Below are 14,984 nucleotides of genomic sequence, written 5' to 3'. Positions count from 1 at the left end.
ATGATCAGATCGGGAAAAGCATTTACGCAATCCGGAAAAAATTGATCAATTCGCATTAATACATTGATTATCAATGCTTCATTTCAGTGATCCATTTCGATATTAAGACCACTCCTTCCCGATGGATCACTGTTCTTGCCAATTCCGGCATGGCTGTACCAGGCTCTACACTATTCATTCTGTATAACAAAATAGATTGAGCCGGACTACCAGGAACCAGGTCGTAATCCAATCCGCCGGCGCCTCCACCTGCCGAAACAGGCGATTTATAGAGCCCTAAATGATTAGAATCGGCCTGCTCATATTCTAGAAACAGGCCAGTATTATAGGCATCCCCGCCTTTTGTATGGCAATGGGCACAGTTAACATCCAGGTAGGCCCTTGCCCGCTCATTTACCGTAAATTTCAGACTATCCTTGTAATCGGGAAGCCTTGACACAGTTGCCAGATCGGGCAAATCTGCCAGTTTATGCATCCCAGCCCACTTCAGCAGCTGATTTTCCGTTTCCGAGTGCCTCGTATAGTTAAGATTCCGGACTTTAGGACCAATTGGCGTAAGAACACTGTTATTGATATGGCATCGCTTACAATCATTCGTATTAGGCATCTGATAGACGGTAGACTGAACTTTTCCCGATTCGTCGATCAGCGAAATAGGAATTTTCTTGCCTACAATCCATTTCTGAGCGTCGTTTTGTGTACTATCCCATAAATAATTCATGACTTTCCATTGATGATCGGCCGGATCTCTGAATAAGATCCGGGTTTCTATCATCACTTTTTCATGATTGGGATTGATATATGCAAAATTCTTTAGAATAAATGTCGAATCGGGAAATTCCGGTAACCCGGCCCCTTTATAACGCATGGCGCTATCATGTGGCAGTACGATAAACCTGTCTTTTACGGAATAATCAGTAAACAACGGTGTCGCCAACTCATAAGGCAGTACATTTTCTTCTGGCTGCAACAATTTTAAAGTACCCTTAAAAAAGCCGTAGTCCGATAGTTTATCCTTAAACTGAAATACAACCGGTGCGGTATTCTGGTTACAAGCCTGAATAAATAGTAACCAAATTCCAAAAATTCCGATTAACCAACAAAACTTCCTCATCTTCCTTAAACATTATTTACAAACGTATGGTGTAATATCTGTACTGGGTTTCCATCCCTTATCTTTCATTTGCATTGCATTAATATTCACAAACAGATTAGGGCCTGATTGCTGAATACATAAGGAATCCGGGTTTACAGCGGTACCTTTGGTAAGTACATTCGTGGTAATACCATCATAAGCGATGAAAGGTATTCTTGCATTTTTTCTTGAAGGGTCCATTGCATTCAGTTGTTGCTCAATACCTACAAGCACCTTACCAGTATGATGTTCATACACTGCTGCCGGGAATGCGGTATCCATCTGCATTACATTGTCATGAATATGAATATTTCTAGGTATAGGGAAATAGTTATCATTCATTTTTGCGGCAGCATTTTCGTCAATAAAAAATCCGGATACTACAGATATAGCATTAGAGTTATTATTGATGATGCGATTATTGTATAACTCAATATTTGATGCTGCAAGAATTACAATACCACTGCCCGGCGCCGCATTACCTACTCCCCAGGTAGAGCCGAAGCTGCCCGATTTTGCAAAATTCCTTTCATTATTATCATGCAGATAATTATTGTAAGCCTTTACATATCCTCCTTTTTTAGAGAGATCCGGTAAATCGAATACCAGGAAGCCGGCAGTGTTGCCATAAAATTCGTTGTCGTAAACTTCAGCATGGGATGTATTTTCTATTTCACATCCGGCTACATTTTTATAGGCCTTACATTTACGCACAATAGCACTATCGGTTTGCCCTACGTAGATGCCAGCATCGGATGCCCCTTCTGCATAACAATTCTCTATTAAAACATTCTTGCACATTACCGGATAAATAGCGTAACCACCACTGGTTGAATCAGCCACCGACCATATAGCATGTAAATCAGCGATCACAACCTGCTCACTTTTGTTGATCTTAATCAGATCTCCTTTACTATCCTTAAGGGTCATTCCATTGATCGTAAATCCTTTTACATCGGTAACCCGAATACCTTCCCCACCTTGAGATTGACTACTAAAGTCCAGAACAGTTTTTCCGGCTCCGGCACCTTCAATCAATATATGTTTTAACTGAGCAATACTCAGGTTATCGAATTTGTAAGTACCTTCTTTTAAAGTAATTCTTGTGCTATCAGTAAGTGATAATAACGCAGCTTCAATTTTGGATTCTTCACCCGGTGCAAAGCTCAGAGCAGTTTTATAACCATCCTCACTTTTCGTATTACCCTGGTAACAAGCGGTGAACGACAATAGCATGAATCCTGCAAGTAACTGTTTCATTCAGTAATAATTTAAAATGGATTAAAAAACGTTATAAGCATAAGTTATATAATACATCCCTCCTATTGCGGGGCTGCCAAAACCATTTCTGTAATAGGTGTTGGTAATGTTTGTTCCGCCCAGTTTAATGGTACTATGCGCCTGTAGCAAACGATAGCTAACCTGTGCATCTATCACTGCAGATGCAGGTACGGTACCACTTGCAAAACCAATCTGGTAGAAATATGCCGGTCTGAATCTCATAGTTGTGTTAAAAGAGAAACGCTCTTTATTGCCAAATCCGGTATTCCCAAATTCCACATTGAATTTATAATTAGGTGTATTGAAGTTATTAACCTGACTATTATTCCTGTTTTTCAGGAAGTCGGATGAGAAGTTCACTTTTCCCATAAAATGATGCGATAAATCTACACCCACACTAGCGGCATAACCATAGGTATTCACTTTCTCCGCACCATTATAAGCAATATTATACTGGATATATTGGCTACGATCCAGGAAGGCAGTTGGATCGGTAGTACCTGGTGAATTCGCTACATTAACATATCCGATAAAATTTTTCCAGGTAGAATAATAACCCAATACATCAATCAATACCTTACCACCAATCAAAGAAGAATAACCTAGTTCGAATGCATCTACCGATTGTGGTTTAATATCATTGAGCTGGAACAACTTCAGGTCTGCAGGGTTCTGCGTACGCTGAAATGAATCTACACTTTGTACTGTATATGCCGGATATTTATCAAACTGATAAACTCCATTCAACAACCTGTCGCTACCGCCTGATGCATAGGTATTATAATCGACCAGTGTACTTTGCAATGCCTGAATATTTGAAGGATAGCTATATGCATTCTGGTAAGAGAAACGAATAAAACTTTCCTTGTTTACTTCAAATACAGCAGATACCCTGGTAGTTACACGAGGCTTAGCGAACAGCGTATTTTTATCGTACCTGAAAGCGGCAGCAAGACTTAATTTATCATGCGCAACTTTTTTGGTAAGATGTGCATAAGCACTGTATTCTGCAACATCAATAGGACTTTTTATATCCGGGAATAAGGAGCCCTTTGAATCCAGGCGGTACAAGCGATAATTCAGCCCGGCAATTAATTCAGCAAAATGAACCAGGTGGGTGAAATTGTACTGCAACTCGGTATTAAACAACCGGCTACGATCTGTAAACAATGTACCACCCTGAGAAGTAGGGATACCAGCAATACTATCCTTTAATCTTAAAAATTGCGGGCTACCAGCAGCCGGCATACCCTGATCAGCAAAAACCCGGGCTTTATTACTGGCATCTAAATAACTATCGCCGGTAGACATAGACTCTAACAACGCGCCTACATATTGAGGATACCAGCCATCGCCGGTTCTCCCGTCGTAGCTTGGTTTCCAGGCTTCATTGATTAGCTGGGCAGTTGGGCCTGCAATAATAGTGCGGCCTGAATTTTCCCGGCTGGTATAAGCTCTCAGAAACCAATGTTGTGCTTTTAACTCGGCTCTGTACTGACCCAGGTGAAACCTGGTCAGTGCATAACGGGTATCGTTACTGTAAACAGCATTTCCCTGGCCATAAGTACCTGAAACAATGGCTTCCAAGGTTGGCTTTATCTTGTATCTGAATTCAGCATTTGCCTTAAAAAGTTGAGCATCGCTACTTAGATATCCGTATTCAGGATAACCGGTTCTTGCAACCACATGCCGTCCTTCAGCCAATAATGGTTCTATTAACGGAGCTAATTCCGGAACTTGTGCCATTGCTCCTTCCAGGAATGGATTAATATCTGCATTGGTATTACTACCATAGATATTAACTCCATTATAACCTGGGTCCTGTAACGGCCCTCCCAATCCTCTTGTGTTAGTGGTATCGGAAGCCATCCAATCTTTAGCCTGGGTATACTGAACATTTATTTTGAATGCAAATTTGTCGTTCACCTTTTTACCCCAGCGTACTGTCCAATCGTAGTACGGCGAAGGACCCAGCGGATCATTTGATTTTCCTTTCTTAATATGATTTACCCCCTGAGTGATCTGAGCGCTCAGCCCCTGGTATTTAAAGGGATCTTTACCCGTCATTACCATTGTTCCGTTCAATCCTCTGGAGCCATACAGGGCTGAAGAGGCGCCAGACAGCACTTCCAGGTTATCGACATCCAGTTCGGTTAGGCCAATAACAGCACCTATCGGGAAATTGAGGCCTGGAGCCTGGTTATCCATCCCATCTACAATCTGGGTGAAGTTGGTGTTACCACTGGTATTGAAACCTCTGGTAGTGATGGTAGTAAACATCATACTACTGGTAGTTACATCTACCCCTTTAAGCCCCTGGATCATATTGTAGTAATTGGGCTGTGGTGAATTGATGATATCTTTGGTACCAATTCGTTCGATCGTAACCGGGGATTCTATTTTTTTCTGTACAAAGCGGCTGGCGGAAACAACTACTTCCTTCCCCAATACCGATACGGGTAACAGCTCAATACGCTGAGGTCCGGGGCCGGTAATTACAATTTCCTTAGTTTCAAATCCTAATGAAGAACAAATAATAGTGACAGGAAACCCTTTTCGGATAGTCAGGCGAAAGTTCCCCTGGTCGTTGGTATAATCCCCCAACTGAGTATCCTTGATTAAAATAGATACAGCAGGTACTACTTCTTTTGTAACACTATTACGAATATTTCCGGTTATCACCTGTTGGGCATACACCCCAAATGATAAAAAAATGAGAATAATGGTTGTGGTGGTCCTTAGCATGAATGGATAGATTTTGGCTAGCATTACTGCGATATTACAATTAGCCAACAGACCTTCCATCGCTGTATCAGGGGTTTGGGGTGAAATAGGTGAATATTGGGGTAAAATTTAACCCTCCGGGGCGAATCTTTGCTGTATAGTTGGCAGGCAACTGGCAGATACAGGAACCGATATCTCAGTTATACCCTCCAATTGTAAATGATACCCTTTGGTACTTTTTCTGAATAGTACCACCTTATGAATATTAACAAGATAAGAACGATGGGCTCTGACGAAATTTTCTGTAGGCAAACGTTCTTCCAGTTTTTTCAGGGTAGTTCTGACCAGTTCTTTGCATAAGGTGTGGCCAGCCAGATAATATAACTGAACATAATTGTCTTCTGCTTTCAGCATTAGTAGTCTGGCCGGATGAACTGTAAGAATTAATTTATCATGTTCATCTCTGATCTGCAAACAGTTTTCTTCCTTGTTTTTCTCTAAACTCCTAAGTCTGATTACCTGCTCTTTCGAATAAAACCAAAGCAAGGCAATAAAATATGGCAGGGGTAAAATCAGGCCGGTATAATGGAGAGTGTTAATGAATTCCGTCCAGGTAAAGAAAAAGGTATCGGTAATTGAGACATTTACTATAGTAACCAATAGTGAAATCAGTATTACTTCCCCGATAAACCAGCATAGGTAAGTTGCATTGGTCAGTTTCTGCCTGATGGGTAGTTTAGCCAGTAAAAACTGTGTAATGTAAAGCACTACCACTCCACAACCTGTAAAAATCAGGAATAAGGGAATTAAAGGTAATTGTTGTCCTTCATACCATTTATTAATATTAAATGGCAAAAAGATGTACATAAACAGAAAACTAAACACACTGCAGAATGCTATCAGTGCAATGCGGTTATACAGGCTATCCAACAATGTAAAGCGTGGCTGACGCAGGGCATATCGAGATAAAAGCGGCAAGGTGGTTGAGCTTTTCATATCGGGAATTTTTACTTCAATTAAGATAAGGAAAAATCGCCGTATAAAAATTCGTTGCCGCTCCGACTATTACATTTCCACAACCGGATCGTATTTCATTCGAAGTATTTCTTCTTCAATATCTACAAGCGCCCGATACTTTGTAATTACCTCATAATCAAATCTTGGATGCCTGTTCAGTTCATGCAAAACCGCTCGCTGGTGTTCCAGCATTTTAAGATATATATGTCTGTATTGCTCATAGTCGCCATCACCATTTCGATTATGCATGGCAATTGATCGTTTATTAATCAGATCTTCATGTAATTGAGATAAAGAGCGGTTTGTGGCGACTTCCCTTTTAAAATGCTTATCAAGAAACAGCAGGCTTTTTTCCAATAATTCGTCCTGAATTAACTTTTCCTGGTCTGCATGTGGTAACATATGATCCCTGTCTTCGAGTTTCACCCATCTGATTAAGGCAGGCAGTGTAAGTCCTTGTACCACCAGTGTGAGGAGGATCACTGTAAATGTGATAAAGAGGATCAGGCTACGTTGCGGGAAGAACTGACCATTATCCATATACACCGGAATAGATAAGGCAGCTGCCAGCGACACAACACCCCGCATCCCCGACCAACCTATAATCAGCGGGCCTTTCCATCCTGGCCTGTTATCGGCTGTGGTTATATATCTGCTGATAAATACTGTAAATATGGAAGTACCAAAGGTGGAGAGTAAACGGGCAACTATCAATACTACAGTAATGATTACACCATACTTAATAGCTTCTCCTATGCTGGAAGTTCCTAAAGAGGAAATGATCACCGGAAGTTCCAGACCAATCAGCATAAAAACAAGGCCATTAAGCAAAAAGACTAATGCCGACCATACACTGGCTCCCTGTAACCGGCTTCGATAGGAGAACATATGCTGACTATGGGCGGAAAGGAATAATCCACCGCTTACAACTGCTAAAACGCCGGAACCATGGCAAGCCTCAGCGATGATGTACATTACATACGGAGCAGTAAGTGTTAGCACTACATCTATTTCCGGGCCGGTTGGTAAGTACCTGTGTACTGCATAATAAGCCAGACCAACAACAAGACCAATACCTATACCCATAACTATTGCCAGGAGGAAACTCCAGGCAGCTTCCTGCCACACGAAAGCGCCAGTCATGACAGCAGTTTTGGCAAAACTAAAGATGATAAGGCTGGCTGCATCATTCATCAGGCTTTCCCCTTCTACGATAGAAGAAATAGTTCTGGGCACTTTTACATATTTCATAATGGTGGTTGCCGAAACCGCATCAGGAGGTGATACTATACCTCCTAACACGAAGCCTAAAGCCAAAGTAAAACCAGGAATTACCCAGGTTGAAACTCCGGCGACCACAGTAGCAGTAAGAATTACAATAAGAAAAGCGAAGCTTGAAATTACGCGACGCCAGCGCCACAGGTCTTTCCAGGAAGTGTACCAGGCTGCCTCGTACAATAACGGAGGCATAAAGATCAGTAGAATAAGTTCCGGATCAATCTGAATGGAAGGCATCAACCTAAAAAAACCTAATACCAAACCTCCAAGTACCAGAATGATAGGATAGGCCACCTTTAAGCGGCGAGCCACCATTATCAACAGAACAATTATAAAAACTAAAATTACATGATGAACAACATTCGAAACAAGCATAAATCAGAGTAGGTTCTTTTTCTTAAATTTTTGGGGCAAAGACAGTTCTTTACCAGATACCATAAATCTTCCAGCTCCTCTATAATGCACAGTTTTTGGATATCGGGGGTAGGTTGCTGCCTGCGCTCTCAAGACTTCAAAAATAAAAAAATTATACTTTTCCAGCAGAGAATCGTCAATTAATTTACATTCATAGTTGGCGTAACATTCCTTGATTAAGGGAGTTTTTACAAATTGGCCCTTTTCCGGAGTGAGTGCAAATTTTTTGAATTTATCTGTTTGATCACCGGTTATATTTCCGATTCCGATAATTTCATTGATCAGATCTACGGTTGGAATATTGATGACACATTCCCTACTTTCTCTAATCATTTCAAAACTATGATTGGCAGCTGTAATCATGCAGCCTATCAGAGAGGGAGTAAACTCCATAATGGTATGCCAACTTTGAGTCATGATGTTGGTCTTACCTTCCCACAAAGTACTTATCAGTACTACTGGCCCTGGTTCCAAATATTTGCGAATCTGGTAAACGGGCAAATCTGCTTTTTTGTAATTCCTTCTCATACCTGTTCAACAACTAGATAAATATATTGTTTTCCAGGTGGGTATGCCAGACTGTTCCTTCGTTACTGTCTGATTCTTTTCAGTTCGTTTTCCAGTTTTGTAATTCTTTCCTTATAACGGGCAATACGGTTTTGAAGGAATTCTGCCCTGGTTTCTATTACATCACCCTTCGTATCCTTAGCAGCTTTCTCTGCATCGGTTTTTAGTTCTGCCAGTCTTAACCTTCTTTTTTCTTTCAGGATGCCTATATTTTTCCAGATTGCATCTCTTTCTGATGCTGTAGCGGTTTTAAGCCTAGACCTATCGGATGCAATTTGTGCATCCCAGGCTTCTACCTGCCTGTCATCAAATACTTCATAAACGGCATCAGCATCAGTACGGATTAATGTTCCGTGTGTTTCTTTTGCATAGGTATCTAAAAACACATGGTCTTCTTCATCTACTTCTGCAATTATGGCTGCCATTCCGGGTAATAGTCCGGCTGCAATTCTTTTGGCAAAATCTTCTGAAAAGCTATAGCTATCAGATTCATAGGCAATCCCTGTTAGTGTTCCCAACAGTAATCCAACTACTAAGCCAACCGGGCCGGCCAATGCACCAATTAACCCTCCTATGGCCATTCCTGCAATGGTGCCTGTACCGCTTGAAATATCTTCCTGGAGGATGATAATATTATCCCTCTCATCTTTTTTGAACAGCACACTTTCATAAATTGTGATGTCTCCGATCGATTCAATTTCGGCTAATCTTTTTGCTCCTTCTCTGGCCTGTATTTCATTCAGATATGAAATAATAATTAGATTGGTCATGGCACTTGCTTTTATTGTAATAACCTTTGAAACCTGGAATTGTTGATAAACGAAAACAGGCTAACCGAAATTTAATTCGACCAGCCTGTCGAGCTTCCTGGGCATTACAGAAATTTTAATCCGTATAGCCTTCATTGTTACTGTTCAAAATTATCCGGTTATTATCAATCATGACCGGTAATGGTGCACTGACCGCTTGATCCATCCCAACGGAAGTAGTAGTTAACTCCTGCAATTTTCATTGTGTAGTTAGTATTGGCGCTAATTGTGATGCCAGGCATTAACAGATAGGAAACATTACTTGGGTCAACTGTGTAGGTAGTACCCTGAAATATTACCTGAATCGGACCAATTCCCGGGTAAGTGGTGCCAGGCCAGTTAAGAGAAACCATTGGTAATCCGGGAAAGTAAGCAATAATCCAATTTACATTTCTTGGAAATGAAGATTGCCGGGTTGCCACTGTTGTGGTTCTTTCTTTAACCGGAGGATTTACAGTAGCCGGGGCTTTTGTTGTTAAACTAAACAACGTTAGGGCTGTGAGGAGTAGTTTCATAAAAATAGATTTTTGATTCCATGAACTTATATAAAGATTTTTAATCATAAAATATTCAAGATCTATCTTGCGCAAACGTTTGTGGGCAAATTAAACTTTCACTCAACCTTCTTCAATTTCAATCCCCGCCCTGCTTTCATTAAAATTGTAATCGAATCATTAAAAAATTTGTTTACAAAATTTTTCAAGGTCATTGCATGATATATAAATAAGTACTACTTTGGAAGCCCTTTATTGACCCTGTTTGGGTTCCATAAATATGAAAAATTACTTGTATGCGTAGACAATTCCTTGTATTAGGTTTGAGTGGATTAATGACTTTAGGTGCTTTTCAACCTGGCATGGCTGCAGGCAAAAATGCTATAGCAATGGTTCAGCAACAGACAGACCCGAAAGAATTAATCGGTAGATGGGATCTGACCATCGATATGAATGGTACTTCTGCTCCATCCTGGATGGAAGTAAAACTTTCAGGATTCAGCACATTAGTAGGCTATTTCGTAGGAAATAGTGGTAGTGCGCGTCCTGTATCAAAAGTAAATTTTGATAATGGTAAGTTCAGCTTTACTATCCCTCCGCAATGGGAAAAAGGGCAAGACCTGGTGCTGGAAGGAACGCTTAGCAATGGAGAAATACACGGTACCGTTGTTATGCCTACAGGTGAAAAATATAATTGGAAAGGAGTGAAAGCCCCTTCTCTGAAAAGAACCACTGCACCTGTTTGGGGTAAACCAATCAACCTGTTTAATGGTAAAGACCTTAGCGGATGGAAAGCAACCGGCGAAAACCAATGGATAGTTAAAAATGGTATCCTGACCAGCGAACATTCCGGTTCTAATCTCTACACAGAACAAACATTTAACGACTTCAAACTGCATGTCGAGTTCCGTTACCATGAAGGTAGTAACAGTGGTGTATACCTGAGAGGACGTTACGAAACACAAATCGAAGACAGTAAAAAAGATGCACATCCTTCCAGCGTATTATTCAGCGGGATCTATGGATTTCTGACTCCAAGTGAAATCAACACTTTAGGGCCAGACAAATGGAACACCTACGATATTACTTTGATAGGCCGCATGGTTACTGTTGTAGTAAATGGTAAAACTGTAATCAGCAATCAGGAAATTCCTGGTATTACTGGTGGTGCAATTGATAGTAATGAAGGAGCACCCGGACCAATTTACTTCCAGGGAGATCACGGCCCTATAGAATTTAGAAAAGTGGTGATTACACCAGCTAAATAAAAAAAAAGCTAGCCAAACGGTTAGCTTTTTTTTATACCAAATTAGTTAATCCACTCTATTACCCAGTATTAAAGGTTTCCTTCGATGTTTCTGTTTTGGTGTTAACCCAGTAAGTATCTTAAATTTTTACAAAAAAGACCGATTGTTCTTTTTTTATTTTAATTTTGTAGCTGATTAGAATCTCTGATAATGAAAACATCAAAGTCCGAAAATACCAAACAACTTATCATTGAGAAGACAGCAAATGTTTTTAACACAAAAGGCTTTGCAGGTACGTCTATCAATGATTTAATGAATGCAACAGGGCTTTCAAAAGGATGTATTTATGGTAATTTTAAGAGCAAGGATGAGATTGCATTAACAGTTTTTGATTACAATTTCAGTAAGATAACTCAGCATGTAAAAGAGCGGATCCTGGCCACAGAAAATTCTATTGAGAGGCTGTTGGTTTACCCAAATACCTATAAAAATTATTTTAGATACACATTTCTTCAAGCCGGTTGTCCAATTTTGAATACCTCCACAGAGGCCGATGATACGCACCCGCAGCTAAAAGAACGTGCACAGGAAGCTCTTGAGTTCTGGAGAACTTCAATTGAGAACCAAATTAAACGAGGAATTACGAGAAAGGAAATAAAAGAAGATACGGATCCAAACGAAGTGGCGGTAATTATGATTTCGATGATTGAAGGAGCCTTTATGCAAGCAAAGGTACACAATAGAATGACCGAACTGAAAACTGTGATGTCGTTTTTAGAAAGAATGATTACAAATTTAAAAGTATAATTTTTTTTGCTTATAAAAAGACCGATTGGTTTATTTTCATTAGTACAACATTAACAAAATAATAAAATGGAAGAATTTGATATTGCCGTTATAGGATCAGGTCCTGGTGGCTATGTTGCAGCAATAAGAAGCGCTCAGTTGGGCTACAAAACTGTTTTAATAGAAAAATACAGCACTTTGGGGGGTACGTGTACCAATGTAGGATGTATTCCTACTAAAGCACTGTTGGATAGTACACATCATTATGCCGATGCAGTTAAAAATTTTGATACTCATGGAATCCAATTTTCGGATGTTCAGCTCAATTTTCAACAACTTTATAAACGCAAAACAGATGTAGTAGCTAAAAATACGCAAGGTTTAGATTTCTTGATGAGAAAGAATAAGATCAAAGTTTTGCAAGGCACAGGTTCTTTTGTTAACAATGAAACTTTGAAAATCACCCATGCTAACCAGACAGAAACTGTGATAAAAGCGAAAAAATACATTATTGCTACAGGATCGAAACCTGCAACCATTCCAGGTGTTGGCATCGATAAAAAGAGAATTATCACTTCTACCGAAGCATTGGCAATGAAAGAAAAACCAGCAAGTATCGTTATTATAGGCGGAGGAGTAATTGGGGTAGAAATGGCTTCAATCTTCAATAGAATTGGAACCAAAGTGACTATCATAGAATATGCCGATAACCTGATTGCCACTATGGACCAGGAATTAGGTAATACCCTAACCAAAATTCTGACGAAAGAAGGGGTAGAAATTAAGCTTCAGGAAGCCGTTTACAAAGCTGAAAATCTGGGCGATAAAGCCAAAGTTTATTTCAAAAATAAACAAGGCACAGAACAGGAATTGACTGCCGATTATATTTTAGTTGCCGTAGGCAGAAAACCTTATCTGACCAATTTAGGTTTAGAAAATACCAACGTAGAATTAAATCCGAATGGCACAGTTAAAGTGAATAACCTGCTTCAAACAACAGTTTCCAATATCTTTGCGATTGGTGATGTTATCGGTGGTGCTATGCTGGCACACAAAGCAGAGGAAGAAGCAATATTTGTGGTGGAAAGTATAGCCGGTGAAAAACCACATATTCATTACAACCGCATCCCATCTGTGGTTTATACCTGGCCAGAAGTCGCTTCGGTAGGGGCTACAGAAGATGATCTAAAGAAACAGGGAGTAGTGTATAACGTAGGTAAATTTCCATTTGCCGTAAATGCAAGAGCCAGAGCTAGTATGGAAACCGAAGGTTTTGTAAAAGTACTTTCCGAGCCCAAATATGGCGAACTTTTGGGAGTGCATATTATCGGTGCCAGAGCCTCTGATTTGATAGCTCAAGCGGTTGTAGGTTTAGAATACGAAATTACAGCAAAGGATATGGCTTCTATTTGTTATGCCCATCCAACTTACTCGGAAGTACTGAAAGAGGCTTATACAATTGCTTCTGGTAAGGCTTCTGCAAATATTTAAAACTAAAGAAATGATACAGGGATTATACGAAACTCATATTCAGGTGAGTAATTTAGAAAAAGCCGTTCAGTTTTATACTGAAGTATTAGGATTAGAGCTCGCTCATTATGATGATAACAGACCAATTGCTTTTCTTTGGATTGGCGAGAATAAAAAAGCAATGCTTGGTTTATGGGAACAGCAGGAAAATTTGCAGAAAAGACACTTTGCATTTAGCTGTAGCAAAGATTTTATTTTAAACTCAGCGAATAAGTTTTTGGAAGATAACGGATTGAAGGCTTACAATTTTCTAAAAAATGGCGACAATAAACCAATGGTTTTTGCCTGGATGCCTGCTCTCGCTCTTTACTTCGATGATCCGGATGGTAACCAATTAGAGTTTATTCATATTTTAGAAGGAACAAGCCAACCTGCCTTAGGTGTTATCAGCTATGCTGATTGGCTTCAAAGGAAAGATGATTCTAAAGTCTAGAAACCATCTGAAGGTTGTTAAAGAAAGAGTCATCTAAAACTACTTCAAACAACTATTCTTGTTTTTTATTTTAACCTTGTTTTCGACTTAACAAGGTAATCCCAGACAGCTTTTGATATTTCTGCAATTAGCCGGGCATTTTTCTTGTCACTTTCCCATGAATCATTCACGAAAACAGCAATATAATAATGCTGACCATTTGGTAGTTCGATGATTCCAATATCGTTGGTAGCAGGTGTGAGCCCGGCTTCAGAAACACCAGATGTACCGGTTTTGTGGGCTACTTTAGTTCCTTTTGGCAACAGGCCGTTCAACCGGTCGGTGATCGCTGTCTCCATCAAAAACTTTAACATCACACTTGTACTGGAGCGAGACAAAATTCTGTTTTCATCCATTGCCTTCAGCAAATGTGTTGCCGCCCATGGGCTGGTCCAGTTTTTATACTGCGCCTCCCAACTTGCATGCATATCACGTTCCGTAGCCACTATAGAAATATCCTTCACTCCTAACTTCTTCATATAATTCTGCACAGAATCTGGTCCACCTACCAACTTAAGTAATATATCACAACCATTATTATCGCTCTGAGAAATGGTATAGCTCAATATTTTTTCCAATGGCAGATCCACATTTCCATTAGGATACAATTTAGCAAGGGGGCTCCAGGTATTTTTCATTAAATCAGAGCTATCGATATGAACTAACTGGTTTAATGTAAGCTCCTTTTTATCTACCAGATGCAAGACATACAGGCCTATGTGAAACTTGAAAACACTTAGCATAGGGAATCGCTCTCCACTTTTCAAATCCAGAATATCGTTCCCTTCGGGCCCGATAACACTGACTCCAACACGGGAAACTTTCGACTTTGCAATAAGTGCCTGCACATCAGACTTAAGGCTGGATTGCTGTGCGAATGCAAATACCACAGAGGATAACATCAATATAAATAATAAAACTACTCTTCTCATTACAGTTTTTTAGAAATAATTTTCAGTAAAAATACACCAAGGAAGAAACATATCGTCAAAACTAAGGCTTCATCATTCTAAGTAAATTTCTCCTATCAGTACCTCAATCTCCGGATAGGTTTTCGATGATAATATGCACATATCATAAATAGTAAGTTTATCGGCCCCTGGTATTGACAAGCCTGTTAAACTTTTCATGAAGCACATTTGCTCGTCATTATTACTCTAATTATCTTATAGAAATTTATAATGGAAGATAGGAGATTATTATTGAAAAAGTATTATGTTTAGTTTTAAT

At 39.8% G+C, this 14,984-nt stretch carries 13 protein-coding genes; 4 read left to right on the top strand and 9 right to left on the bottom strand.

The genetic code is table 11. From position 1 onward, the window contains the following. Positions 1 to 70: 70 nt before the first annotated feature. The 8 genes from DVR12_RS00930 to DVR12_RS00895 form a co-directional block, all read right to left on the bottom strand. Positions 71 to 1,114 (bottom strand): SO2930 family diheme c-type cytochrome, encoded by a 1,044-nt coding sequence (locus DVR12_RS00930; RefSeq protein WP_116973578.1) that lies wholly within the window; start codon positions 1,112 to 1,114, stop codon positions 71 to 73. 12 nt (positions 1,115 to 1,126) lie between these two features. After that, positions 1,127 to 2,395, bottom strand: a complete 1,269-nt coding sequence (locus tag DVR12_RS00925) for a parallel beta-helix domain-containing protein (RefSeq protein WP_116973577.1) — start codon at positions 2,393 to 2,395, stop codon at positions 1,127 to 1,129. Positions 2,396 to 2,416: 21 nt separating this feature from the next. Beyond that, on the bottom strand, positions 2,417 to 5,161 hold the full coding sequence (locus DVR12_RS00920) for a carboxypeptidase-like regulatory domain-containing protein (protein WP_158563174.1): 2,745 nt from the start codon (positions 5,159 to 5,161) through the stop codon (positions 2,417 to 2,419). 108 nt (positions 5,162 to 5,269) lie between these two features. Beyond that, positions 5,270 to 6,136, bottom strand: a complete 867-nt coding sequence (locus DVR12_RS00915; protein WP_116973575.1) for a LytTR family DNA-binding domain-containing protein — start codon at positions 6,134 to 6,136, stop codon at positions 5,270 to 5,272. A 69-nt stretch (positions 6,137 to 6,205) separates the two neighbouring features. Continuing rightward, positions 6,206 to 7,810 carry a Na+/H+ antiporter gene (locus tag DVR12_RS00910; RefSeq protein ID WP_116973574.1) on the bottom strand — a complete coding sequence of 535 codons (1,605 nt, stop codon included), beginning with the start codon at positions 7,808 to 7,810 and terminating at the stop codon, positions 6,206 to 6,208. A 3-nt stretch (positions 7,811 to 7,813) separates the two neighbouring features. Further along, on the bottom strand, positions 7,814 to 8,377 hold the full coding sequence (locus DVR12_RS00905) for a flavin reductase family protein (RefSeq protein ID WP_116973573.1): 564 nt from the start codon (positions 8,375 to 8,377) through the stop codon (positions 7,814 to 7,816). 62 nt (positions 8,378 to 8,439) lie between these two features. Beyond that, the gene (locus tag DVR12_RS00900; protein WP_116973572.1) at positions 8,440 to 9,186 is read right to left on the bottom strand and encodes a DUF1269 domain-containing protein; all 747 of its coding nucleotides are present in this window, start codon (positions 9,184 to 9,186) and stop codon (positions 8,440 to 8,442) included. Between the two features lie 164 nt (positions 9,187 to 9,350). Next, the gene (locus DVR12_RS00895; RefSeq protein ID WP_116973571.1) at positions 9,351 to 9,740 is read right to left on the bottom strand and encodes a hypothetical protein; all 390 of its coding nucleotides are present in this window, start codon (positions 9,738 to 9,740) and stop codon (positions 9,351 to 9,353) included. A gap of 275 nt (positions 9,741 to 10,015) precedes the next feature. Here DVR12_RS00895 and DVR12_RS00890 point away from each other — a divergent pair, with 275 nt between their 5' ends. The 4 genes from DVR12_RS00890 (at position 10,016) to DVR12_RS00875 (ending at position 13,715) form a co-directional block, all read left to right on the top strand. Further along, entirely contained in the window at positions 10,016 to 10,987 is a 972-nt protein-coding gene (locus tag DVR12_RS00890) for a 3-keto-disaccharide hydrolase (protein ID WP_116973570.1), read from the top strand. 189 nt (positions 10,988 to 11,176) lie between these two features. Further along, the gene (locus tag DVR12_RS00885) at positions 11,177 to 11,773 is read left to right on the top strand and encodes a TetR/AcrR family transcriptional regulator (RefSeq protein ID WP_199417012.1); all 597 of its coding nucleotides are present in this window, start codon (positions 11,177 to 11,179) and stop codon (positions 11,771 to 11,773) included. A gap of 66 nt (positions 11,774 to 11,839) precedes the next feature. Further along, positions 11,840 to 13,243, top strand: a complete 1,404-nt coding sequence (lpdA, locus tag DVR12_RS00880; protein ID WP_116973568.1) for a dihydrolipoyl dehydrogenase — start codon at positions 11,840 to 11,842, stop codon at positions 13,241 to 13,243. A gap of 10 nt (positions 13,244 to 13,253) precedes the next feature. Beyond that, on the top strand, positions 13,254 to 13,715 hold the full coding sequence (locus DVR12_RS00875; protein WP_116973567.1) for a VOC family protein: 462 nt from the start codon (positions 13,254 to 13,256) through the stop codon (positions 13,713 to 13,715). A 65-nt stretch (positions 13,716 to 13,780) separates the two neighbouring features. Here the strand turns inward: DVR12_RS00875 and bla are convergent, their stop codons facing one another. Beyond that, positions 13,781 to 14,686, bottom strand: coding sequence for a class A beta-lactamase, subclass A2 (gene bla, locus DVR12_RS00870; RefSeq protein ID WP_116973566.1), 906 nt, complete (start codon positions 14,684 to 14,686; stop codon positions 13,781 to 13,783). Positions 14,687 to 14,984 lie beyond the last annotated feature (298 nt).

Source organism: Chitinophaga silvatica (assembly GCF_003419895.1).
Taxonomy (GTDB): domain Bacteria; phylum Bacteroidota; class Bacteroidia; order Chitinophagales; family Chitinophagaceae; genus Chitinophaga; species Chitinophaga silvatica.
The sequence above is the reverse complement of the archived record's forward strand: the minus strand, read 5'-3'. Positions and strand labels throughout refer to the sequence as shown.